The organism is Bacillus altaicus, assembly GCF_042136375.2.
Lineage (GTDB): Bacteria > Bacillota > Bacilli > Bacillales > Bacillaceae_G > Bacillus_A > Bacillus_A cereus_U.
The window spans coordinates 1,601,018-1,622,363 of record NZ_CM143394.1 but is presented as its reverse complement, the minus strand read 5'-3'; the positions used below and the strand labels follow the sequence as shown (position 1 = coordinate 1,622,363).

Below are 21,346 nucleotides of genomic sequence, written 5' to 3'. Positions count from 1 at the left end.
TTTAAGACATTAAAATTTGAAATGTATATCTTATTAACCCGATAATGTATGCACCGACGACTCCAAATACAATGACACTTCCTGCAAGCTTAAACATGTTAGTAGCGATTCCTAGAACAATCCCTTCACTCCTATGTTCTAGTGCGGCACTCGCCATAGAATTCGCAAATCCAGTAACTGGTACTGCTGATCCCGCTCCAGAAAACTGCCCGATTTTATCATATACACCACACCCTGTTAAAATCGCTGATAGTAAAACAAGAGTTGCAACTGTAGGGTTTCCTGCCTCTTGCTCACTAAAGTGAAAGTAATGTATATAAAATTTCATCAACACTTCTCCCACCGTACAAATGAGTCCACCAACAAGAAATGCCTTCACACAATTTATGAAATAGTTCGGTTTTGGATGGTACTCCTTCACTTTATTTATGTAATCGTCCTTCAATTTTCGCCCTGCCATATATATTGCCTCCTACTTTACGAAATAAATCCAGTGAAACAACGAGCCTATTACTTTCCCAAGTACAAGAGCAACCAGTAAAACAACAATTTTCCCCTCTACCCTTACTCGTTTCGCTAAAATAGGTAAAACGTTTAATACTTCCGTTAACGCCGCAGCGAGCATTCCAATGAATGTGCCACAAAATATCCCTAATATTACGAGCCAATATTGCGACGTTTGAAATGTAATATTTTTCAAACTACACCAAGCCCCTGTTAAAGTACCTGCAATGACCGCCCACTCAAAATATTGAATATGCTTTCCACTTCTCGTTAATTGAGCCAAGCGCGGGATTATACCAAGTACAGCTAAAAACGCGACATATCCGCTACCTACTGCAATCCCTCCAGCTAAACCAATTAATATAACAAATGCACACTCAATCATCAGCAATCTGTTTCATATTATCCTTGTTTTCATGCACAATTACATATTGATCAAGCGACTGCTGATATTGAAACATCTCAACTTCTAACGGGCTCGGCTCTTCATTAATTCTCTTTTGAAATACATGATTAAAAAATAAGACCATACCTAATCCAAGACCTAATGAATAAGGAATTTGAAATAAAAGTGGTTGCGCCTTAAATTCTCCAGTAATCATGTAATATAACCGTTGGTGTACTTGTTGCATACTTACATCTTCATGGAAATAAATGATTGCAAGGGCCGCTCCAATGAAAAGTAACAACCATACAAGTCCGAAGAAAACCGGATGCACTTTCTTTTTTTCGTATATAATTTCAACAAGAGTTTGTCCAGAACCAAGTAAATTAATTTGTATGTGAGCCGCTTTTTGTTGAATAATCTCAATCACTTTCATAACATCAATTACAACATGTGTTTTATCATGCGCTGTTATTTTGTAGACTATCTCATTTTGTAACGACTCAACTACCAAAGAATCTCCGGCAAGTTGAGCAACATCGCTCAGCTTTACTTCATACGTAGGAGACACTTTTAAGCGATTGCGCATTTTAATATAAATCGTTCCTTCCAATTTCCATTCACTCCTTCACTCTTCCTCGTAGTTGTAGTATGGTTATTGGAATTTTTTCTAATACAATTTTTTCATAAAAAAACATCTGTACCATTTCGGTACAGATGTTTTTTAGCTTATGCCTTTTTCTTAAATAAATTTGCAATACTTAATGCAAGTCCTCCCCAAATGACTACCATACCTATAACCATCATCATAATCGCTGATCCGCTCATCATGAAACACCTCGGTCCTTCCATTCTTTTTCAAGCTGGGCAGAGTCTGAATGTATTTGTGCATTCCATTTCTTCAGACTAATGACTATCGCAACTATAAGAAACGCTGCTGCAATCGACCAACCATACGTTACAACAAAAAAAATCGAATAGATGGCTATTCATCTATTCGATCTTTCATCTGTTTTAATATTTTCTTTTCAAGTCTTGAAACTTGTACTTGCGAAATGCCTATGCGCTCCGCTACTTCTGATTGGGTTTGGTCTTTATAATAGCGCAAATACACAATTAGCCGTTCTCGTTCATCCAATTCTCTAATTGCTTCTTTTAAAGCAATTTTATCAAACCATTTCGTTTCCGATTGATCTGCAATTTGATCTAAAATAGTAATTGGATCTCCATCGTTTTCATACACAGTTTCATGTATCGACGCAGGAGCACGACTCGCTTCTTGCGCCAGAACAACTTCTTCCGGCGTTAGTTCAAGAGCCTCTGCTACCTCATTAATCGTTGGAGCCCTTCCAAATTCCTTCGAAAGCTCGTCTCTCATCTTTCGGACTTTGTTTCCTGTTTCTTTTAAAGATCTACTTACTTTCACTGATCCATCGTCACGTAAAAATCGTTGTATTTCACCGATAATCATTGGAACTGCATATGTTGAAAATTTCACGTCGAAAGATAAATCAAATTTATCTACCGATTTTAAGAGTCCAATACATCCAATTTGAAATAAATCGTCTGGTTCGTATCCTCGATTAAGAAATCGCTGCACAACCGACCATACGAGACGCATATTACTTTGAACGATTGTATCTCTCGCTTGTTGATCTCCATCTTGACTCTTTTGAATTAACGCTTTTAGCTCGTGGTCCTTTAACTGAGGTTTCTTCTTCTCATTTCTGACCTCTATGTCCATTGGCTATTCTCCTTAATTGCATAGAGCGTTACTATTTGATAAGTATTTTGTCAAATGGATTGTTGTCCCGAAAGATTCGTTTGAAATAACTTCTACTTCATCCATAAAATTTTCCATGATAGTAAATCCCATTCCGGAACGCTCTAATTCAGGTTTAGTTGTAAAAAGGGGTTGCCTTGCTTCATCTAAGTTAAAGATACCAATCCCTTCATCTCGAATCGTGAGTTTCACCATCGCTTCTTCCAAAATCACTGAAATATAAACAACACCTTCTGCATTTCCTTCATACCCATGAATAATTGCATTTGTAACCGCTTCTGACACAACTGTTTTAATCTCTGTTAGTTCTTCCATCGTCGGGTCTAATTGCGCAATAAAAGCAGCTACCGTAACACGAGCGAATGATTCATTCTGACTTAACGCTGAAAATTGAAGGTTCATTTCATTTCTCATCTATGCCACCCCCAACGTCGCGAGCGCATGCGCTTCACTTTCTTCTAAACGAACAATTTTGAATAGACCTGACATTTCAAATAAACGTTTAACAGGCGGTGAAATTGCACAGACAACCATCTCCCCACCTAATCCCTTTACATGTTTATATCGGCCTAATATAACGCCTAAACCTGAACTATCCATAAATGTTAAGTTCTCTAGGCTCAAAACAATATGATGAACACCATGTGTCTCAATCATATCTGTTACTTTCGTTCGCAACTCTTCAGCAGTATGATGATCTAATTCACCCTCTAGCCTCACACATAAGACGTCACGTTTTACTTCTAAATGCATGGAAAGACTCACACGATTTCCTCCTTATGCTCAAACTTTATTCTTTAACATAAGATTTTCGTGATATAAAACAAGAATCCTTCCTACTGACAAAAGAAGAACTATTTCGCCATAAAGTGAAACCTTTCAGCAATTATCCCCGTAGATACGAACAGAAAAGCGGCAAAATTTTCACCGCTATTTTGATGTTGAAAACATCCCAAAGCTTCGTTTAAATAACTCCCACCAGCTAGCTGCATCAACATCTTCTTTCGCTACAATTGTTTGTTTTAATAAAACATCTTTATCTCTTTTAATAACAAGTGTACCAAGTGCATCACCTTTTTTAATCGGTGCCTTCACTTTCTTTTCAGCAATCACTTCTTGTTTAACTTTGTCCATATTTTCGCCCTTCTTCATAAGAAGAGACACATTGTCTGACGCAACTAAATCTACTTTTTCTTCCTTACCTTTTCCTACTTGTACAGTCTTAATTTTCTCACCACGTGTATACAATTTCTTTGTCATGTATTGTCCAAATGCATAATCAAGCAGCTTCGTTACTTGATTGTTCCGCTCTTTTGATGTAGGTGCTCCCATTACAACTGAAATAACACGCATACCATTTTTCTCAGCCGATGCTGTTAAACAATATTTCGCTTCTGTCGTAAAGCCTGTTTTCACTCCATCTACTCCAGGATAAAAACGTACTAGCTTATTCGTATTAACAAGCCAAAATTTCTTATCCGTATTTTCACGTAAATAGTCTTCATATTTACCTGTGTATTTTCGAATAAGTGGATACTTCATCAACTCTTTCGCCATAATAGCCATATCATTCGCTGTGGAATAATGATCTTTCGCTGGGAGACCTGTCGGATTTTGAAAATGGGTATTTTTCAATCCTAAATCTTTCGCTTTTTTGTTCATCATATTTACGAATCCTTCTTCTGAACCAGCGATATGCTCGGCCACTGCAACAGATGCATCATTTCCAGATGCAATTGCAATGCCCTTTAACATTTCATTTACAGTCATCTCTTCCCCAGGTTCTAGAAAGATTTGTGATCCGCCCATTGAAGCTGCGTGTTCACTCGCTCTCACTTTATCTGTCAGTTTTAATTTTCCTTTTTCAACTTGTTCCATAATTAAAAGCATTGTCATAATCTTTGTCATACTAGCAGGTGGTAACTTTTCATTCGGATTTTTATCAAATAAAACTTTACCTGTATCTTGCTCAATTACGATCGCTGACGACGCTTGTTCCGCTAACTTCGGCGTGGCTTCTTCTGTTTTCTCCTGCTTCGTTTTCTCAGATTGCGCAAAACTAACTGAAGTACCAGAAAGCAATAACATGAAACAAACAAGTATTCCAAAAACTCGCTTCATGACTAACCCTCCATTCTATATCAAACTTATTTTTTCCAATTTATACATTTTTAATACCATATTTTTCTATTATTTTCAGTTGACAAATAAATTCATTGCCTATATTGTATTAAGTGTATTACACGCAGTAGTACACTTAATACTCACCAGGAAGGAGACATTGCTCTTGCATATTCAACTTGATCCAAGAAGCAACACTCCGATATGGGAACAAATTGTTCAAAATATAAAAGAGCTCGTACTAAAAAACATGTTAGCTCCAAGTGATAAGCTTCCTTCTGTACGCGAGCTTGCTTCTTTACTCGTTATAAATCCAAATACAGTAAGTAAAGCTTATCAAGAATTAGAGCGACAAGGGATTATTGAAACATTACGAGGAAAAGGAACATTTGTAGCCCAATCGATTACCCCAACATTAGACGAAAGGAAAATCGCTATGGTTGAAAAGCAATTTCATCAATTATTACTAGAAGCCTCTTATCTTGGGATTACGAAAGATAAAATTCACGATTGGATAGATTCATACTATAAAGAGATTGGAGGAAATACAGATGCTGAAAGTGACAAACTTGAAGAAAACAATTGATAGCCAAACGATTTTAGACGATGTTTCTTTCACATTACAAAAAGGTAGTATCGTCGGATTGCTCGGAAGAAATGGCGCAGGGAAAACAACTTTATTACGAACGATGGTCGGCATTTTAGACCCTGATGAAGGAACTGTTACATATGAGGATACAGATGTTCATAAGCATCCTGAAATTAAACAAAAAGTTGTATACGTTCCAGATTCTACCAACATATTAAACGGATATACAGTGAAGGAAATCGTGAAGTTTTATAAAGCAGTTTATACAGCATTTGATGAACAATATTTTTATGAAATATTAGAACGTTTTAATTTACCAAACAAACGTATTCGTAGTTACTCAAAAGGAATGAAAGCACTGCTTGCGATTATTTTAGCTTTCGCTACAAAAGCAGAATATATCATTTTAGATGAACCGACAAACGGACTTGATCCTATCGTTAAAAGACAGATTCTACAATTTCTCGTTGAAGAAGTAGCAGAAAAAGAAATTACAATTTTCATCTCCACTCACCATTTAGATGAAGTTGAAAAAATTGCCGATACAATCATTATTTTAAAAGGACATACAGTAGATTCTATTACATCACTAGATGATGCAAAATCACAATTTGCTAAAGTCCAAGTTGCTTACGAACGATCACTACCTCAAAAACTAGAAAACTTAAGCAATATTAAAATATTAAATCAAACAGGAAAAGTATATACAATCTTAATTGAGGGAAATGTGGCTACAACACTGGAGAAGTTCTATAAAGAGCAACCAATACTCATTGAAGAATTAGCAATGTCACTTGAAGATGTCTTCGTTACGACACTTGAGGGGGATGAGTATGTTTCATAAGGCGCTGTGGATGTGGAATTGGAAGCGCGGAAAATATGCTGTGTTACTCTTTTTCTTTAGTTCACTTTATCTTTTATCTTTCGGATACTATAGAGCAGCCGATCGACAACTTGCTGAATATCACGATTTGCAAGAAAAGGGAACGTACTATTATTTCTATTATTTTGGATTTGGGGAAAGTAATAGCTTTTGGTTAACTGTTCTTATCATTGCTTTAGCTTGTTTATTGATGGGATGGGAACGTAGTAACCAGTCTAATACTTTACTTATGACGATGCCATTTAAAAGAAAAGATGTTTTTTTATCAAAATGGGCTTTTGGTTCATTTTGTATTGTAGGTTCATTACTTATAAATTGGATCCTTATGTATGTTATTTATAAAACAACAATCCATTTTGATTATCAATCATTCGGACCATTTCATCGATACTTTCTTTATGCAATTGTCTCTTATGTTGCAGTATATACAGCTGCATTATGTATCGGTACTTTTACTGGAAGCGTTGTTTCGCAAGTCGTTTTTTGTATTCCGTGGCTTCTAATGGGGCTTACATTTATTCCATTAGTGTACACTTTTACAATAAACCATTTACATGCTACAGATACTAGAAATAACAACTTGTATGAACAACTTCATGAAATCAATCAAAAAACAAATATAGTTGCACCAATATATAATTATACGATTCGTTACCACTATGATCCAAAATCACGTAAGAAAGAAAACGATCCAACCACTTTAAGAGATCCGGCAAATCATACGTATTATTCAGCTAAGTCAGTGCTAGTTCCTATTTTCTATACGATGTTCTATTTACTACTTGGCACATATTTATATACACGATCGCCAAATGAAAACGCTCAAAAAGTATTTATTTCCCAAAAACATTTACGAATATGGATATGGGGGACAACCATTTATTTTGCATTACTAGGTGGCTATAAAATAAATCAATTTAATTTCTTACTTAACTACTATATCAGTTTGCTTCTCGCTGGAATCATTACTTATGTTGTACTATCACGTCTAACAAATTATAAAGTTTTTTAAAGGAGGGGGCCTATGTTTCAAAAAGCACTATGGCTAAGAACATATCAACAAAGTAAATATGTTGTATGGTTGTTTTGGTTCGTTAGCTTCTATACTTTATCATATAAATACTATATGGCTTCTATTCAACAGCTATACTTTCTAAATGACAATAAAAAGTGGAACTATGTATATCACTACCACTTTGATTTAACACTTATAGACCCTGTCATACTGTTAGGTGGTGTACTTATCGTTCTAGCTTGTACATTAATTGGTTGGGAAAGACAAAATAACTCTAGTGACTTGCTATGGTCTATGCCATTTAAACGTTCACACATCTATATAACAAAGTGGTTGTTTGGGATCTGCAACATTGCAGCAATCATCGTATTAAACTGGGGACTATTCGCCATTATGAAAAAAACAACTTTTCATAATAAATATCAAATATTTTCACCATTTCATACTTATTTTCTATACATGTTAATTGTGTTAATCGCTATTTATACGCTTGCATTATGTATAGGAACAATTACTGGGAATATTCTCTCGCAGGGACTTCTTACTGCAGCCATATTCATGTTTCCATTGTTATTTCCATCCCTTATCTCAGCGGTCATCGCTGTTCACTCGAATACTGACTTTCATGAGGACAATGGCAATATTCATCGTGTTATGGAAAACATACGCATTTCGGGTCCAGCAGAAAATTTTCATATTAGATTTGATTATGATCCACAAAATGCTTATACCGATAATGATGGAGTGCGTCATAATGAACCAAACTTTACAGAAATCCCTTCAGTAAAAACATTGATTGGACCTATTGTAAATATAATTATTCTATTACCACTCGGTATATATTTATATGTTCGTTCAGTCAATGAGCGGAATGGTAGTTTCTTACTATATCCAAAGCTTCAAAAAACATTTATGGTCTGCGCTATTTTCTGTATTGGAATTAGCGGCGGTTTAATAATTGGTGGGACCCATTCGTTGCTTAATTTTTACGTTGGTTTATTCGGAACAAGCATAATTAGCTATTTTCTTCTATCTAAAATATTGAGATTGAAGGTCTCTTGGAATTTCAAATAAAATAACCTCCTCACTAAGAGGAGGTTATTTCACATTCTCTCTCCTATCCCCATATACCATCTCTTCTTTCATCCCAAATCCATCACCGTTTTGCACAATTTGCTCTGTCGGCGCGACTACACTTTCAGCAATTTTCCATTCGCCGTTCTCTTTCATAAATACTTGCAGAAAATAGTTCATGCCATTTAATTGATACGCATTTTCTTTTTTTACATTATAGTGCACCGCAATGTAGTGCACTTGAATATTTTCTTTCCCTGCTTTTGATACGTATTGCGATAATCTTGGAATGTACATTGATGCTTTCTGAAATGGTAATTGCTTCGCTTTAACGAGCGATGAACTTGTTACATTACGCAGAGTGTCCTGATTACGAACATTATCGCTATGATGAAATAATACTGCGTTTTGCATAGAACGCACCCATAATTTCGAATACAAGACGGTATTATCGTTTTCAATGTACTTCACTTCTTTTTGCACCACTTGGATAGGGGTATCGGCGTACATGAATGTATGAAAGCAGAAGAAACTTCCAAGTAAAATGGTAAGTGCAGCAATATATTTCATAATCTTTCCTCCGATCTGTTTAATTAGAGTATCGGAGTTTCAAAATATTTTTATTCAAAAGAAAAAGGATAGGAAAGCTCTCGCTTCCTATCCTCATTTATTATAATACGCGGCCAAATAGTTCTAAAACCATTTCTATCTCTTGGTCGCTCCAACCTTTAAATTTCTCTTTATAATATTCTTTACGCACAGCTTCAAGCTTTTCAGTTACTTCTCGTCCGTTTTCAGTAATTTCTAAGTATACGATACGACGGTCCGAATTTGAACGTTTTCTTTCAACAAACCCTTTTCGCACGAGACGATCTGTTACAGCTGTAATATGACTGGAGGTTACGTTTACTTCACTCGCAATTTGCGAAGCCATCTGTGGACTTTTTAAAAATAACGCACGTAATACAGAGAATTCATTATATGGCATATGCTCTGAAAAACGTGTATTAATATCATTTTGTAATAAACGTATCATCTTTCGAAATGATGCAGATAAATCTAAAATCAGTGTTTCTCTATTTTCGTTCACTAGCCTCGTCCCTTTTTTATCATATTTACACATATTATAATCTATAAATACCTATATTGTATATGCTTTCTTCCCTCAACATTCTCATTTATGTAACTTTTTTCATAAGATTTTCTTTTTTGTTCACACATATACATATAAAAAAGGATGGTGAGCATAAATGCAAAGTGGAATGAATCCGTATTTACATAATATCCGTACGACAAATACTGGTAAAGAAGCTACTATTACTGTACAAGGAGAAGGCATTATAAAGGCAAAACCAAATGTTGTCATATTAACACTGGGCATTCGAACAGATAGTAAAAATGTAAAACAGGCGCAAGAAGAAAATGCAGTGCAATCGAAACAATTGCTTGATGCACTCAAACAGCTAGGTATTGCCGATAAAGATATAGAAACCATTTCTTATACCATTACTCCTCAATACGAATATGTAAATGATAAAGCATTACTACAAGGCTACCGTGTGGAGCATTTGTATGAAATTACCGTTTTAAATGTGCAAAAAGCAGGGGAAGTATATGATATAGCCGTTACAAATGGTGCAAACGTAGCAAAAGGATTACGTTTTCGAATATCTCATCCAAATAAATATTATGAGCAAGCTCTCATTCAAGCTCTGCAACAAGCAGTAGACAAAGCTCGTACAATTGCGAGTACCTACAATTTAAATATTAATCCTGTTCCCCTCTCACTCGTTGAAGAATCTGTCCAATTACCACGGGAGATCGCATCATATGCTACTTTGCATGCGCAAGCAGCTCCGCCCATTCAATCAGGAGAACTAGAAATCATTTCATCTATCCGGGCAATTTTTACGTATTTATAAATAAACTCATTTATAAGTAACCGTTATCATTTTCATTGTTGTAAAAACATGATGTTCTGATATAATAAAGGACGGTGAGCTCTTACATAAGAGATATCACGGGTGGGAGAGGGATATGAAAAAGAAGGTTTAACATGAAAGGAATACTTGAAAGAACATTTAAATTAGACTTACACCAAACATCAACAAAACAAGAAGTTTTAGCTGGAGTCACGTCATTTTTTACAATTGTTTATATTATGATTGTAAATGCGTCAATCTTATCAGATGCCGGCATTCCTCTTGAGGCAGGAATTTTGGCAACTGTTTTTAGTTCATTTGTCGGATGTCTACTTATGGCATTTTGGGCAAATGCACCTGCTATTCTTGTCCCTGGTATGGGTGTAAATGCATTCTTCACGTACACTGCTGTGCATACGCTCGGTTTAACTTGGCAAGAAGCATTGGCAGCTGTTTTTATCGCCGGTATTATTTTTACAATTGCTGCTTTTACACCGATTGCTCGCGTGCTTTCGGTATCGATTCCAAAGGCATTAAAGGAAGCGATCACTGTCGGTATCGGGTTGTTTTTAGCTTTCATCGGCTTGCAAAAAGGTGGTTTAGTCGTTTCGCATCCTAATACTGCTGTTGCAATGGGGAAATTAAGTAGTCCTGTCGTTCTTGCCACACTACTTACTCTTATTGTCGCACTTGTGCTATTTGTGCGTAACGTACGTGGAAGCTTTTTATGGACGATTGCAATTGGCACTGGTATTGCATGGCTGTTTGGTCTTGTTGATACGAGTCAAATGGGAAATAGTTCGTTTTCATTCGCTAATTATGGCGATGTGTTTGGAGCTATGTCATTTGGGAAACTTTCTTCCTTGCCATTTTGGATTGCAACATTCTCCTTAAGCATGGTGCTTATTTTTGAGAACATGGGACTACTGCACGGTTTATTAGAAGATGACCGTAAATTCCCACGTGCTTACCAAGCAAATGCACTTTCAGCCATGACATGTGGTCTATTTGGCACAAGCCCTACCGTTTCAACAGTAGAGAGTGCCGCAGGTATTACTGCAGGCGGAAAAACAGGTCTGACGTCTATCGTTACAGGGTTGTTATTCTTCGCATCACTGTTTGCGCTTCCGTTTGTCAAAATAATTCCTGATAGTGCCATTGCACCAATCTTAATTATTATTGGCGGGCTGATGATTACAAGCATTCAACAAATTCCTCTGAACGACTTTTCAGAAGGGTTTCCAGCGTTTTTAATTATCGTTATGATCCCGCTCACATATAGTATCGCTGATGGCATTGCGTTCGGATTTATTGCTTATCCTATCTTGAAAGTTGCTCTTGGAAAGCGTAAAGAAGTCGCACCGTCCATGTATATCATTACATGCTTATTCTTAGCCATGTTCGTATTACACGCTATTGGCTAAGAAAAAAACACCGAGGTTTCCCTCGGTGTTTTTTTACTTAAACCAACCTTTTTTATAAAACCAAGCCATCATTCCGCCGCCAATTAACGCCATTAAAATTAAGCAAATAAAATAACTATACTTCCCGCCAAGCTCTGGCATATGTGCGAAGTTCATGCCGTATACCCCTGCAATAAATGTTAACGGCATGAAAATAGTTGAGAAAACAGTTAATGTTTTCATAATGTTGTTCATATGGTGGGAATTCAACGAAAAGTAACTATCTCGAATATCTGCTGTTAATTCACGGCTCGCTTCAATCATCTCTGTCAGTTTAAGCAAATGGTCATGTATATCTTTAAAATAAATTTCATGATCGCTTATACCGTAAAAACGTGTTGAATTTAATATACGATACAATAAATCACGCATCGGAATAATCGTACGCCTTAGCTTAGATAAATCCGCACGAATATCAAATACTTCTTCTAGCACACTTCCTGCTGTCTCACCCGTTAAATTGTCATCAATTGCATTTAAATGGTCTTCAATGTAATAAACCGGTGCGAAATAATCATCTACAATTTGGTCAACAATTGTATGTGCTACATGTAAAGGACTCTTCTTAATACGTTTCTCCTCACCGAGCGTTTTCCATACTCTTTCAATCGCATTATTATGAGAGAAATGGAAAGAGACTATATATCGATCACTAACAAATAAATCGATTTCATGCGGTTCTAATCCATCTTCTCCGAATGCATGAAGAACTAAAAAGTTATATCCATCATAAAAATCTACCTTTGGTCTCTGTACATACTCTACACAATCTTCAATTGCAAGGGGATGGAACTTGAAGTGATCTTGTAAAATATATGTATACTCCTCTTTCGTCGGCTTATATAAATCAAGCCAATACCATACGATGTTCTCCTTTTTCGTTTCTTCTAGCGAAACATCATATAAAACTTCATTTTTTTTCGTTATTGCACAAATTCTAATCATAATTTCACCCATTACTATTATAAACAAAAAATAGTAAAAAAAGCCAAGGAGAAATCTCCTCAGCTTTTTTTATTACTTCGTTACAATACCATGCACTAAAGTTGGCGCATCTACGTGGTCTTTAGCGATTTTCATGTTCTCATAAATTTTCGCTTTTACGTCTTCAACATTTTCGCGGTTTGCGTAAATTGTAACAAGAGAGTCACCTTTTTTCACGCTATCGCCTACTTTTTTGCGAAGCATTAGACCAACTGCTAAATCAATTTCAGACTCTTTCGTTGCACGCCCTGCTCCTAAAAGCATTGCTGCTGTTCCGATTTCATCTGCAACGATTTCCGATACGTAACCGTCTTCTTTCGCTTCCACTTCAATTTTAAATTGTGCTTGTGGCAATTTAGAAGGATCATCAACAACAGATGCATCGCCGCCTTGCGCTGATAAGAACGTTTTAAATGATTCTAGCGCTTTACCATTGTTCATTACTTCAATTAACTTTTCACGCGCATCTTCTAAAGATGAAGCTTGTCCAGCAAGGTACACCATCTGACTTCCAAGTGTTAAACATAACTCTTCTAAATCTTTCGGTCCTTTACCTTGTAATGTATCAATTGCTTCTTGTACTTCTAATGCATTACCAATTGCTTCACCAAGTGGCTGACTCATATCAGAAATAACCGCCATCGTATTACGACCAACGTTATTACCGATGCGTACCATTGCTTCTGCTAAACGCTTTGCATCTTCATCCGTTTTCATAAATGCTCCTGCTCCAGTTTTCACATCAAGAACGATTGCATCTGCACCAGCAGCAATTTTCTTACTCATAATGGAGCTTGCAATAAGCGGAATTGAGTTTACTGTTGCCGTGACATCACGAAGTGCATACAATTTTTTATCAGCAGGTGTTAAGTTTCCACTTTGACCGATAACAGCAATTTTATTTTCATTTACAAGACGCATGAATTCATTATTTTCAATTTCAACATGGAATCCTGGTACTGCTTCTAATTTATCGATTGTACCACCCGTATGTCCTAGACCACGTCCAGACATTTTCGCAACTGGTACACCTAAAGCAGCTACTAATGGACCTAATACAAGTGTCGTTGTATCACCAACACCACCTGTTGAATGCTTATCTACTTTTACCCCTTCAATTGCTGATAAATCAATTGTATCGCCGCTGTTTACCATTGCCATCGTTAAATCAGCACGTTCTTGTTCATTCATATCTTGGAAGAAAATTGCCATTGCAAGTGAACTTACTTGATAATCAGGAATATCACCATTTGTATATCCTTCAACAATAAAGTTAATTTCTTCTGTCGTTAATGCATGTCCATCACGTTTTTTTGCAATTAGATCCACCATTCTCATTGTGAGGTCACCCCTTCATTTGTTTTACGATTGCTTTTACTAATGCTAAGAAGTTAGCTTTAACACGTTCTGTCGTTTCAATTACTTCATCGTGGTGAAGTGGTTGATCTAAAATACCAGCTGCCATATTTGAAATACAAGAAATACCAAGTACTTTCATACCCGCATGACGCGCTACAATTACTTCAGGTACAGTTGACATACCAACTGCATCTCCGCCAAGTGTACGAAGCATACGAATTTCAGCAGGTGTTTCATATACAGGACCTGTCATTCCAACATATACACCTTCTTGTACTTTAATATTTAAATCTGCTGCAACTTGTTTCGCCATTTCGCGAAGCTCTGGCGTATATGATGTAGACATATCAGGGAAACGTACACCCATTTCAGAATCATTTGGTCCGATTAATGGGTTCGTACCCATGAAGTTAATGTGGTCTGAAATTAACATAAGATTGCCTGGTTCAAATGATGTATTTACACCACCAGCTGCGTTCGTTACAACAACTGTTTCTACACCTAGTTCTTTCATAACACGAACTGGGAATGTTACTTTTTGCATATCGTATCCTTCGTAGAAATGGAAACGTCCTTGCATTGCTACTACTGTTACACCTTGAAGTGTACCGAATACAAGTTGACCTGCATGTCCTTCTACAGTTGAAACTGGGAATTCAGGGATTTCACTGTATGGTACTGTTACTGCATTCTCGATTTCATCTGCTAATACACCTAGTCCAGATCCAAGGATTAGTCCTACTTGTGGTGTCTCTTGAAATTTCTCTTTTAAGTATGAAGCTGATTTTGTAATTAGTTCACGATTCATCTGTTTATCCCCCTATTTCTTTAGCTCGTTTAAGAAGCTTGTTCCATGTTCTGGCATTTTAACATTAAAGTTTTCTGCTACAGTTGCACCAATATCAGCAAATGTTTGACGAAGTGATAACTCTTGTCCGCCTTCTTTCATGCTTGGACTATATGCTAATAACGGTACATATTCACGTGTATGATCAGTACCGTAGTGAACTGGATCATTACCGTGGTCTGCTGTAATTAATAATAGATCATCTTCTTTTAGTTTTTCGAATACTTCTGGAAGACGTGCGTCATATTCTTGTAGAGCTTCTCCGTACCCTTGTGGGTCACGGCGATGACCAAATAATGCATCAAAGTCAACTAAGTTTAAGAAGCTAATACCTGTAAAGTCCATATTTAATGTATCTACAAGCTTGTCCATTCCATCCATATTTGATTTCGTACGAAGTGATTCAGTTACCCCTTCGCCATCATAAATATCAGCGATTTTACCAATAGCAATTACATCATAATCGCTATCTTTTAGTTCATTCATTACTGTGCGACCAAATGGTTTTAGTGCATAGTCATGACGATTTGGTGTACGTGTGAAGTTTCCTGGCTCTCCAACGAACGGACGAGCGATAACACGTCCTACCATGTACTTCTCATCTAATGTTAATTCACGTGCGATTTTACAAATTTTATATAGCTCTTCAAGTGGTACTACTTCTTCATGAGCTGCGATCTGTAATACACTATCAGCAGAAGTGTAAACAATTAAAGAACCTGTTTCCATTTGTTCTTGACCAAGCTCAACAAGTACCTCAGTTCCAGAGGCTGGTTTATTACCAATAATTTTACGACCTGTCTTTTCTTCTAATTCATCAAGTAATTCTTTCGGGAATCCTTCAGGAAACACTTGGAATGGTGTATCAATGTAAAGGCCCATAATTTCCCAATGACCTGTCATTGTATCTTTGCCTGTAGATTTCTCTTGCATTTTTGTATAATATCCAAGCGGTTTCTCTACTTTAGAGATTCCTTTCATTTCACGAATATTACCAAGGCCTAATTTCACCATGTTTGGCATGTGTAATCCATTCATATGTTCAGCGATATGACCAATTGTATCAGAACCTAAATCACCAAACTGCTCAGCATCCGGTGCTTCACCGATTCCCACAGAGTCCATTACGACTAGGAAAATACGTTTATAGTTATTCATAACTGCAACCTCCTATATGTTCAGTTCTACTTCTTGTAGTATGTTCAAAACGCTATAAAGTGAAACTGTTATCAATGGGAATTATCTTTCGTCCTCATTATTAAACAGTACTGCTTTAAATCATTCTCTAACTTTTTCGTTTTACTTTCAAACGAATCAAAAACATTTCTAGTTTTTTAAGTCAGATGTCAGACATCTGATATTGATATCATAACATGTTTACGCTTTCTTTTTAATACATTTTCGTAGAATTTCTCATTTTCTTTACCCTTCTATTGTAATCCATTCTGCAAAGAAGTGCTAATCATTTCATGACTTATTTCCTAAAATAAAAAGCAGCTCTAAAGAGCTACTTTTTATTTTACTTCTACTGTTTCTTCTTTATGTTCATGTAGTTCACCTTTTCTTACATGAACTTTCACTTTATAAGCACCATTCTCTTTGAAAGTATGTTTACTTTCATATTCCCCTTTATTCCCCTCTTTTGCTGGAATAAATTCGTGTTTTTCAACGCCGTCTTTCCAAATTTCAAGTTGTACTTCAGCACCAGTTAATGCTTCTTCTTTTTGTTTTAAATGAACTTTCATTGTTGACTCAGCATTTGCTTTTATGTCACCAGCCATAAGGTGAATCATTGTGTCACTTTTATGATCGCCATGTCCTGCACTGTGATCGCTATTTTCTTTTTTCGCATCTTCTACTTTCGCATTCCCTACAGCAACTTTGTGTTCTGGCATAACGTGCATATCACGTGCATTTGTATGAGGAATAATATGATATACTCCATCAGTTTCAAATGTTTTCTCTACTGCATAAACACCTTTTCCTTTATGCTTACCATCTAACATCTCGTGTTTCTCGTCGCCATCTTTCCAAATCTCAAACTTTACGTCATCAGCATCCGTTACTCTTTCTTTTCCTTGTGTAACAAGTGCTTGTACTTCTGTTTTTTCACCAGGTTTAATTTCTTTCGGATTCGTTTGAACCGCTACTTTTATACCTTCAAGTTTCTGTCCTTTTTTCGGTTCTTCTTTGTTTGTATTACAGCCAGCCAATGCTAGCATCGCGATAAATAATGTAATAATAAGTTTTTTCATCTTCATTTCCTCCTTCATACTTTCCTTAGTATAGAGGAAATACATTGTAATATTCTAGTCTTCTGCTGAAAACAATGTACGAAATGTTTGTGAAGTTTCTGTGAAATGGTTCACTCTTCTTAATCTATGAAAAAAGAGCATAGTGACTATGCTCTCGGGTGAAACTGTTTATATACATCTTTTAATCTAGTTTTTGAAACGTGCGTATAGATTTGCGTTGTTGAAATATCTGCATGTCCAAGCATTTCTTGTACAGCACGCAAGTCTGCCCCGTTTTCTAATAAATGCGTAGCAAAAGAATGGCGCAACGTATGCGGTGTAAGCTCTTTTTCAATATTTGCTTCTTTCGCTAATCGTTTTAAAATTTTCCAAAATCCTTGTCTCGATAATCGATTACCATGATGGTTTAAAAAGAGTGCATCTACTGCTTTTTTACCCATCAATTCTCTTCTTCCTTTTTCAATATACTTTTGAATCGCTTCTGTCGCTAAGCTTCCTAATGGAATAATTCTTTCTTTATTCCCTTTCCCAATGCAGCGAACAAACCCCATCGTTAAGTGTACATCTTCTAAATTTAATGAAATTAATTCTGAAACACGAAGTCCTGTTGCATACAACAACTCTAACATTGCCTTATCACGAATCCCAAAAGCACTTACCGTTTTCGGTGTTTGAAGCAATGCTTCCACTTCGTCGATTGATAATACTTTTGGTAATTTCCGTTCCCCTTGTGGCGTTTCAATATGTACCGATGGGTCATGCTCCACTGCTCGTTCACGAAGTAAAAATTGATGAAACGAACGAATCGATGCAATATGACGCGCCAATGTTTTTGAAGATTTCCCGTTTTCTTTTAAATACTGCAAAAAGTTAACAATATGCAAGCGTGTCACTTCATGAAACGTCTTCGTTTGTTCTACATTTTGCAAATACTTCACATAGCTTTTCAAATCGCGTTCATAAGATACAACTGTATTTTTCGCTAAACCTTTTTCAACAATCATATAATGAATAAAATCTTTTAATTGATCTTCCAATCTACACTACTCCCCATTTTCATAGAAAAACATCATTCTATTTACGAAAGCATCCTTTTCCGGCCCCTCATTCCCTGATACTTTTTCTACAGTCTCTTCTTTTGGCTTTTCATAACGATGGTAACTTTCATATTCTTCATTTATCCATAGTATAGCGAAATAAAACAAAATCGTACAACTTGTAAATAATAAAAATACTTTCATCCCATCAAAAGTTAATTTTAAAGCTCGGCGCATTGTAAATTCCTCCAAAATATAAGTTATTACAACATATGCCAAGCTTTCACCAATTTATACCTTATTCAAATAAAAAACCTCTTCCTAGTTAAATAGGAAAAGGTTATTTTTCATCCGTTTCATTTTCTTGACAATTTTTACAAATCCCATGGAATGTTAAACGATGATCTTTCACCTTAAAGCTCCAGTCTCGTTCCACTTTATTCTCCACTTCACCAAGTAAATCTTCTTGTATTTCTTGTACAGCACCACATTGTGTACAGATTAAATGATGATGGAAACGCTGTGCACCTTCTTGGCGTAAGTCATAACGCGAAACACCGTCTCCAAAGTTAATCTTATCGACAACTTTCAACTCAGACAATAACTCTAAAGTTCGATAAACGGTTGCTAATCCGATCTCTGGCGACTTTTCTTTTACAAGGAGGTATACATCTTCTGCGCTTAAATGATCTTCTTCATTTTCTAGCAGCACACGAACTGTTGCTTCACGTTGTGGTGTCAATTTATAGCTCGCTGCATGTAATTGCTTCTTAATTCGTTCAATTCTTTCTTCCATTCGGTACTACTCCCTCCTCGCCACTCTTACACCATTATATCAGAAGAAGGGCTCCTGTCAAAAGAAAAACAATAAAAACAAATTGATAATTATTCTCAAAAAGTATTTATTGTTTGTTAATAGCCTCCACAACTTCTTTCATTAAAACTGGTGATGCATACGCTTCGACACTGGAAGCAATAGCTAATACCGCTCCAATCACGAGAAAAAAGCATGTATAGCGAATTAATAACGGTAATAGTGGCTCAGTTATTTTCCGGATAAATTGATGCCTAATCATTCTCAAGGAAAAGCTTGCAGCAATTGTTGTCATTACGAGAAATACAGGAATTATAATTAAATTTTGTGGCAATACAGATACAAATGCTAATAATAGTCCATTCCATCCGTGCTGACTTACTAAAAAACCTACTGTAAATCCAACAACTACTCCTTTTAAAAATAGTAAGATAAAAATGAGCGGCAACCCAATAATTGAAATCCCCAAAATCCAAATAAAGCCGATATATTTTAATTGCGAAAAGTAACTTTCTCGAAACATTTCGCCCGCGACAGCAAATTCTCCTTTAGAAACTTGTCCAAAAAAACGCTGTAAATAAAATGATAAATCTTGCTTTTGGTTTATTTGTAAACTATTCACAAGAATCGCTCCAAATATTACTCCCATCAGTAATAAAACCGCATTAAATATATATAGTGAAGAATTTTCCTGTATGTGAGACATTACACGGTCTTGCCACGTTTTTCGCCACATTTTCCTTCCCTCCGTTCACACTCTTACTAAAAATGTATGAAAGAAAGAAAAAAAGTATGACGAATTAGCATTGAAATTCCGCTCTACTTTGCTAAACTAAAAAGTAGAGAATAGGAGGGATTTCTCTTGAAACCATTATTATTAGATTTTCCAACATTATTTCAAACTGAGCGCTTGCAAGTACGTAAGCCGTTTCCAGGTGATGGCACAGAAGTATATGAAGCAATCCAAGCTTCGCTAGAAGACTTATTACCATGGATGCCAATTACAGCTGAAACAGAAGAACGTGCTGAAGAAATTGTTCGGGAGGCTCACGGACAGTTTTTACTTCGTGAAACACTTGATTTCCACTTATACGATAAAGTATCTGGTACATTCATCGGAGCTATTACGCTCAAGCCTGAAAACTGGGATATTCCAAAGTTTTCACTTCACTTCTGGCTACATAGCGCTTATACAAAACAAGGCTATATGACAGAAGCCATTAAAGGTACGATTCAATTTGCATTTGATAAACTAGGTGCTAGAAGAATTGAAATTCGTACTGATGCAACAAATATAAACGCATGTAACTTAGCAGAGCGTCTAGAATTTATTTTAGAAGGTACAATGGAAAATGATTTCCTAGCACCCGATGGCAGCTTACGCGATGCACGTGTATATGCAAAAATCAACTAAAAACACTCGCCTTAGGCGAGTGTTTATTTTTGTAATTGTAAATATTGTACTGCAAACATCGTCTTAGCATCATGTATGCGAAGGTCTTTCATAAGATCAATCGCTTCTTCTAATGACACTTCCATTAATTCCACAAATTCATCTTCATCTAAAGCTGCTTTATTTTCTTTTTGTTTTAACCCTGTCGCTTTATATACATATAAAATCTCATCTGCAAAACCAGGTGATGTATAGAAAGATGTAATAAGCTCCATATTTTCACATACATATCCTGTTTCTTCTTCTAATTCACGAACTGCTGTTACCTCTGGCTTTTCCCCAGGTTCTAACTTCCCAGCAGGAATTTCCACAATTGCCTTTTCGAGAGCTTTACGATACTGCTCAACGAGTACAATTTTCCCCTCATCAGTAATAGCAATAATAGCAACTGCCCCAGGGTGATTTACGATTTCACGTTTACTCATTTCTCCATTTGGTAATACTACATCATCAACACGAACTTTTATAACTCTACCATCAAAAATCGGTTCAGTTTTTACTGTTCTTTCTGCAAGATTACTCATACTACTTCATCTCCCTGTTCTATTTCCTAATCGTTCTTCATACATTTTACCACATTGAAAGGAGCGTGATAGAAATGAAAGTTTACATTTTACCAAATCGCGTCACTTTAGTCGGCAAAGCATGGCAAATTCGGCATAAGCTAAAACAATATGGCAAAGAGTATACAACTGTACAAGAGTGGATTACAGCAAATAAGGTGAAAATTTAATCAGAGGGGGCAGTTAATCTCCCACCTAACTTCCTCGTATGAGCCGAATTTTGAGGTGGGGGTCTTACCGCCCGTTAAAGCGGGGTAAAAAGTAAACGTTTGTCAACCTCCTTCCCCTTTCGTAC

General features: G+C 36.3%; 28 protein-coding genes. 8 read left to right on the top strand and 20 right to left on the bottom strand.

Features of this window, described 5'->3' with window-relative positions; translation table 11 throughout:
- Position 1: 1 nt before the first annotated feature.
- From spoVAC to dacF, 8 genes are all read right to left on the bottom strand, one after another.
- Positions 2-460 carry a stage V sporulation protein AC gene (gene spoVAC, locus ACE38F_RS08610; protein WP_215554074.1) on the bottom strand — a complete coding sequence of 153 codons (459 nt, stop codon included), beginning with the start codon at positions 458-460 and terminating at the stop codon, positions 2-4.
- Between the two features lie 12 nt (positions 461-472).
- Positions 473-889: a stage V sporulation protein SpoVAB gene (spoVAB, locus tag ACE38F_RS08605; protein ID WP_341307929.1), complete on the bottom strand. Its 417-nt coding sequence runs from the start codon at positions 887-889 to the stop codon at positions 473-475.
- Positions 882-1,502: a stage V sporulation protein AA gene (locus ACE38F_RS08600; protein WP_341305932.1), complete on the bottom strand. Its 621-nt coding sequence runs from the start codon at positions 1,500-1,502 to the stop codon at positions 882-884. The genes spoVAB and ACE38F_RS08600 overlap by 8 nt, the downstream gene beginning before the upstream one ends.
- Before the next feature lie 116 nt (positions 1,503-1,618).
- Complete coding sequence (locus tag ACE38F_RS08595; protein ID WP_000016829.1) at positions 1,619-1,717, bottom strand: methionine/alanine import family NSS transporter small subunit; 99 nt, start codon at positions 1,715-1,717, stop codon at positions 1,619-1,621.
- A 157-nt stretch (positions 1,718-1,874) separates the two neighbouring features.
- Positions 1,875-2,633 carry an RNA polymerase sporulation sigma factor SigF gene (gene sigF, locus ACE38F_RS08590; RefSeq protein WP_341305931.1) on the bottom strand — a complete coding sequence of 253 codons (759 nt, stop codon included), beginning with the start codon at positions 2,631-2,633 and terminating at the stop codon, positions 1,875-1,877.
- Between the two features lie 12 nt (positions 2,634-2,645).
- Complete coding sequence (spoIIAB, locus tag ACE38F_RS08585; RefSeq protein WP_001243400.1) at positions 2,646-3,086, bottom strand: anti-sigma F factor; 441 nt, start codon at positions 3,084-3,086, stop codon at positions 2,646-2,648.
- Positions 3,087-3,437: an anti-sigma F factor antagonist gene (gene spoIIAA, locus ACE38F_RS08580; protein ID WP_002088460.1), complete on the bottom strand. Its 351-nt coding sequence runs from the start codon at positions 3,435-3,437 to the stop codon at positions 3,087-3,089.
- A gap of 165 nt (positions 3,438-3,602) precedes the next feature.
- Complete coding sequence (gene dacF, locus ACE38F_RS08575) at positions 3,603-4,793, bottom strand: serine-type D-Ala-D-Ala carboxypeptidase DacF (RefSeq protein WP_078172866.1); 1,191 nt, start codon at positions 4,791-4,793, stop codon at positions 3,603-3,605.
- A gap of 166 nt (positions 4,794-4,959) precedes the next feature.
- On the opposite strand from dacF, the gene ACE38F_RS08570 reads away from it, so the two are divergent.
- The 4 genes from ACE38F_RS08570 to ACE38F_RS08555 are packed head-to-tail and all read left to right on the top strand — an operon-like array spanning position 4,960 to position 8,354.
- Complete coding sequence (locus tag ACE38F_RS08570) at positions 4,960-5,379, top strand: GntR family transcriptional regulator (RefSeq protein WP_002145907.1); 420 nt, start codon at positions 4,960-4,962, stop codon at positions 5,377-5,379.
- Positions 5,345-6,226, top strand: a complete 882-nt coding sequence (locus ACE38F_RS08565) for an ABC transporter ATP-binding protein (RefSeq protein ID WP_375369473.1) — start codon at positions 5,345-5,347, stop codon at positions 6,224-6,226. The genes ACE38F_RS08570 and ACE38F_RS08565 overlap by 35 nt, the downstream gene beginning before the upstream one ends.
- Positions 6,216-7,277: an ABC transporter permease gene (locus ACE38F_RS08560; protein WP_375369474.1), complete on the top strand. Its 1,062-nt coding sequence runs from the start codon at positions 6,216-6,218 to the stop codon at positions 7,275-7,277. The genes ACE38F_RS08565 and ACE38F_RS08560 overlap by 11 nt, the downstream gene beginning before the upstream one ends.
- A gap of 12 nt (positions 7,278-7,289) precedes the next feature.
- Positions 7,290-8,354 carry an ABC transporter permease subunit gene (locus ACE38F_RS08555; protein WP_215554078.1) on the top strand — a complete coding sequence of 355 codons (1,065 nt, stop codon included), beginning with the start codon at positions 7,290-7,292 and terminating at the stop codon, positions 8,352-8,354.
- Positions 8,355-8,378: 24 nt separating this feature from the next.
- Here the strand turns inward: ACE38F_RS08555 and ACE38F_RS08550 are convergent, their stop codons facing one another.
- Positions 8,379-8,924: a hypothetical protein gene (locus ACE38F_RS08550; protein ID WP_375369475.1), complete on the bottom strand. Its 546-nt coding sequence runs from the start codon at positions 8,922-8,924 to the stop codon at positions 8,379-8,381.
- Positions 8,925-9,024: 100 nt separating this feature from the next.
- Positions 9,025-9,444: a MarR family winged helix-turn-helix transcriptional regulator gene (locus ACE38F_RS08545; protein WP_002088468.1), complete on the bottom strand. Its 420-nt coding sequence runs from the start codon at positions 9,442-9,444 to the stop codon at positions 9,025-9,027.
- A 160-nt stretch (positions 9,445-9,604) separates the two neighbouring features.
- On the opposite strand from ACE38F_RS08545, the gene ACE38F_RS08540 reads away from it, so the two are divergent.
- Positions 9,605-10,276: an SIMPL domain-containing protein gene (locus ACE38F_RS08540; RefSeq protein WP_199672886.1), complete on the top strand. Its 672-nt coding sequence runs from the start codon at positions 9,605-9,607 to the stop codon at positions 10,274-10,276.
- Positions 10,277-10,410: 134 nt separating this feature from the next.
- Positions 10,411-11,700 (top strand): NCS2 family permease, encoded by a 1,290-nt coding sequence (locus tag ACE38F_RS08535; RefSeq protein ID WP_375369476.1) that lies wholly within the window; start codon positions 10,411-10,413, stop codon positions 11,698-11,700.
- Between the two features lie 33 nt (positions 11,701-11,733).
- On the opposite strand, the gene corA is transcribed toward ACE38F_RS08535, so the two are convergent.
- The 9 genes from corA to spoIIM all read right to left on the bottom strand — a co-directional run bounded on the left by corA (position 11,734) and on the right by spoIIM (position 19,771).
- Entirely contained in the window at positions 11,734-12,696 is a 963-nt protein-coding gene (gene corA / locus ACE38F_RS08530; protein WP_375369477.1) for a magnesium/cobalt transporter CorA, read from the bottom strand.
- Between the two features lie 60 nt (positions 12,697-12,756).
- On the bottom strand, positions 12,757-14,061 hold the full coding sequence (locus ACE38F_RS08525; RefSeq protein ID WP_375369478.1) for a pyrimidine-nucleoside phosphorylase: 1,305 nt from the start codon (positions 14,059-14,061) through the stop codon (positions 12,757-12,759).
- Positions 14,062-14,068: 7 nt separating this feature from the next.
- Positions 14,069-14,890 (bottom strand): purine-nucleoside phosphorylase, encoded by an 822-nt coding sequence (locus tag ACE38F_RS08520; protein WP_375369479.1) that lies wholly within the window; start codon positions 14,888-14,890, stop codon positions 14,069-14,071.
- Between the two features lie 12 nt (positions 14,891-14,902).
- A complete protein-coding gene (gene deoB, locus ACE38F_RS08515) occupies positions 14,903-16,087 on the bottom strand; it encodes a phosphopentomutase (RefSeq protein ID WP_215554084.1) in 1,185 nt (394 codons plus the stop codon).
- Between the two features lie 356 nt (positions 16,088-16,443).
- Positions 16,444-17,184 carry a FixH family protein gene (locus ACE38F_RS08510; protein WP_193656599.1) on the bottom strand — a complete coding sequence of 247 codons (741 nt, stop codon included), beginning with the start codon at positions 17,182-17,184 and terminating at the stop codon, positions 16,444-16,446.
- A 146-nt stretch (positions 17,185-17,330) separates the two neighbouring features.
- On the bottom strand, positions 17,331-18,221 hold the full coding sequence (xerD, locus tag ACE38F_RS08505; RefSeq protein WP_215554085.1) for a site-specific tyrosine recombinase XerD: 891 nt from the start codon (positions 18,219-18,221) through the stop codon (positions 17,331-17,333).
- A gap of 6 nt (positions 18,222-18,227) precedes the next feature.
- A complete protein-coding gene (locus tag ACE38F_RS08500) occupies positions 18,228-18,458 on the bottom strand; it encodes a YqzK family protein (RefSeq protein ID WP_375369480.1) in 231 nt (76 codons plus the stop codon).
- A 103-nt stretch (positions 18,459-18,561) separates the two neighbouring features.
- Positions 18,562-19,017, bottom strand: coding sequence for a ferric iron uptake transcriptional regulator (fur, locus tag ACE38F_RS08495; protein WP_000392654.1), 456 nt, complete (start codon positions 19,015-19,017; stop codon positions 18,562-18,564).
- Positions 19,018-19,123: 106 nt separating this feature from the next.
- Entirely contained in the window at positions 19,124-19,771 is a 648-nt protein-coding gene (gene spoIIM, locus ACE38F_RS08490) for a stage II sporulation protein M (protein WP_002111637.1), read from the bottom strand.
- Positions 19,772-19,897: 126 nt separating this feature from the next.
- On the opposite strand from spoIIM, the gene ACE38F_RS08485 reads away from it, so the two are divergent.
- Entirely contained in the window at positions 19,898-20,449 is a 552-nt protein-coding gene (locus ACE38F_RS08485) for a GNAT family N-acetyltransferase (protein WP_215554086.1), read from the top strand.
- A gap of 23 nt (positions 20,450-20,472) precedes the next feature.
- Here ACE38F_RS08485 and ACE38F_RS08480 read toward each other — a convergent pair whose 3' ends face one another.
- The gene (locus tag ACE38F_RS08480) at positions 20,473-21,012 is read right to left on the bottom strand and encodes an NUDIX domain-containing protein (RefSeq protein ID WP_002014941.1); all 540 of its coding nucleotides are present in this window, start codon (positions 21,010-21,012) and stop codon (positions 20,473-20,475) included.
- Positions 21,013-21,086: 74 nt separating this feature from the next.
- Here ACE38F_RS08480 and mciZ point away from each other — a divergent pair, with 74 nt between their 5' ends.
- A complete protein-coding gene (gene mciZ, locus ACE38F_RS08475) occupies positions 21,087-21,221 on the top strand; it encodes a Z-ring formation inhibitor MciZ (RefSeq protein WP_215554087.1) in 135 nt (44 codons plus the stop codon).
- Positions 21,222-21,346 lie beyond the last annotated feature (125 nt).

Coding starts and splice junctions, on each gene's coding strand:
- ACE38F_RS08560 (WP_375369474.1), top strand. CDS start 6,216: ATGTTTCATAAGGCGCTGTGGATGTGGAATTGGAAGCGCGGAAAATAT.
- fur (WP_000392654.1), bottom strand. CDS start 19,017: ATGGAAGAAAGAATTGAACGAATTAAGAAGCAATTACATGCAGCGAGC.
- ACE38F_RS08510 (WP_193656599.1), bottom strand. CDS start 17,184: ATGAAAAAACTTATTATTACATTATTTATCGCGATGCTAGCATTGGCT.
- ACE38F_RS08500 (WP_375369480.1), bottom strand. CDS start 18,458: ATGCGCCGAGCTTTAAAATTAACTTTTGATGGGATGAAAGTATTTTTA.
- ACE38F_RS08535 (WP_375369476.1), top strand. CDS start 10,411: ATGAAAGGAATACTTGAAAGAACATTTAAATTAGACTTACACCAAACA.
- ACE38F_RS08550 (WP_375369475.1), bottom strand. CDS start 8,924: ATGAAATATATTGCTGCACTTACCATTTTACTTGGAAGTTTCTTCTGC.
- sigF (WP_341305931.1), bottom strand. CDS start 2,633: ATGGACATAGAGGTCAGAAATGAGAAGAAGAAACCTCAGTTAAAGGAC.
- ACE38F_RS08565 (WP_375369473.1), top strand. CDS start 5,345: ATGCTGAAAGTGACAAACTTGAAGAAAACAATTGATAGCCAAACGATT.
- dacF (WP_078172866.1), bottom strand. CDS start 4,793: ATGAAGCGAGTTTTTGGAATACTTGTTTGTTTCATGTTATTGCTTTCT.
- spoVAB (WP_341307929.1), bottom strand. CDS start 889: ATGATTGAGTGTGCATTTGTTATATTAATTGGTTTAGCTGGAGGGATT.
- ACE38F_RS08480 (WP_002014941.1), bottom strand. CDS start 21,012: ATGAGTAATCTTGCAGAAAGAACAGTAAAAACTGAACCGATTTTTGAT.
- ACE38F_RS08520 (WP_375369479.1), bottom strand. CDS start 14,890: ATGAATCGTGAACTAATTACAAAATCAGCTTCATACTTAAAAGAGAAA.
- ACE38F_RS08540 (WP_199672886.1), top strand. CDS start 9,605: ATGCAAAGTGGAATGAATCCGTATTTACATAATATCCGTACGACAAAT.
- spoVAC (WP_215554074.1), bottom strand. CDS start 460: ATGGCAGGGCGAAAATTGAAGGACGATTACATAAATAAAGTGAAGGAG.
- ACE38F_RS08525 (WP_375369478.1), bottom strand. CDS start 14,061: ATGAGAATGGTGGATCTAATTGCAAAAAAACGTGATGGACATGCATTA.
- spoIIM (WP_002111637.1), bottom strand. CDS start 19,771: ATGTGGCGAAAAACGTGGCAAGACCGTGTAATGTCTCACATACAGGAA.
- ACE38F_RS08595 (WP_000016829.1), bottom strand. CDS start 1,717: ATGAGCGGATCAGCGATTATGATGATGGTTATAGGTATGGTAGTCATT.
- ACE38F_RS08555 (WP_215554078.1), top strand. CDS start 7,290: ATGTTTCAAAAAGCACTATGGCTAAGAACATATCAACAAAGTAAATAT.
- mciZ (WP_215554087.1), top strand. CDS start 21,087: ATGAAAGTTTACATTTTACCAAATCGCGTCACTTTAGTCGGCAAAGCA.
- deoB (WP_215554084.1), bottom strand. CDS start 16,087: ATGAATAACTATAAACGTATTTTCCTAGTCGTAATGGACTCTGTGGGA.
- corA (WP_375369477.1), bottom strand. CDS start 12,696: ATGGGTGAAATTATGATTAGAATTTGTGCAATAACGAAAAAAAATGAA.
- spoIIAB (WP_001243400.1), bottom strand. CDS start 3,086: ATGAGAAATGAAATGAACCTTCAATTTTCAGCGTTAAGTCAGAATGAA.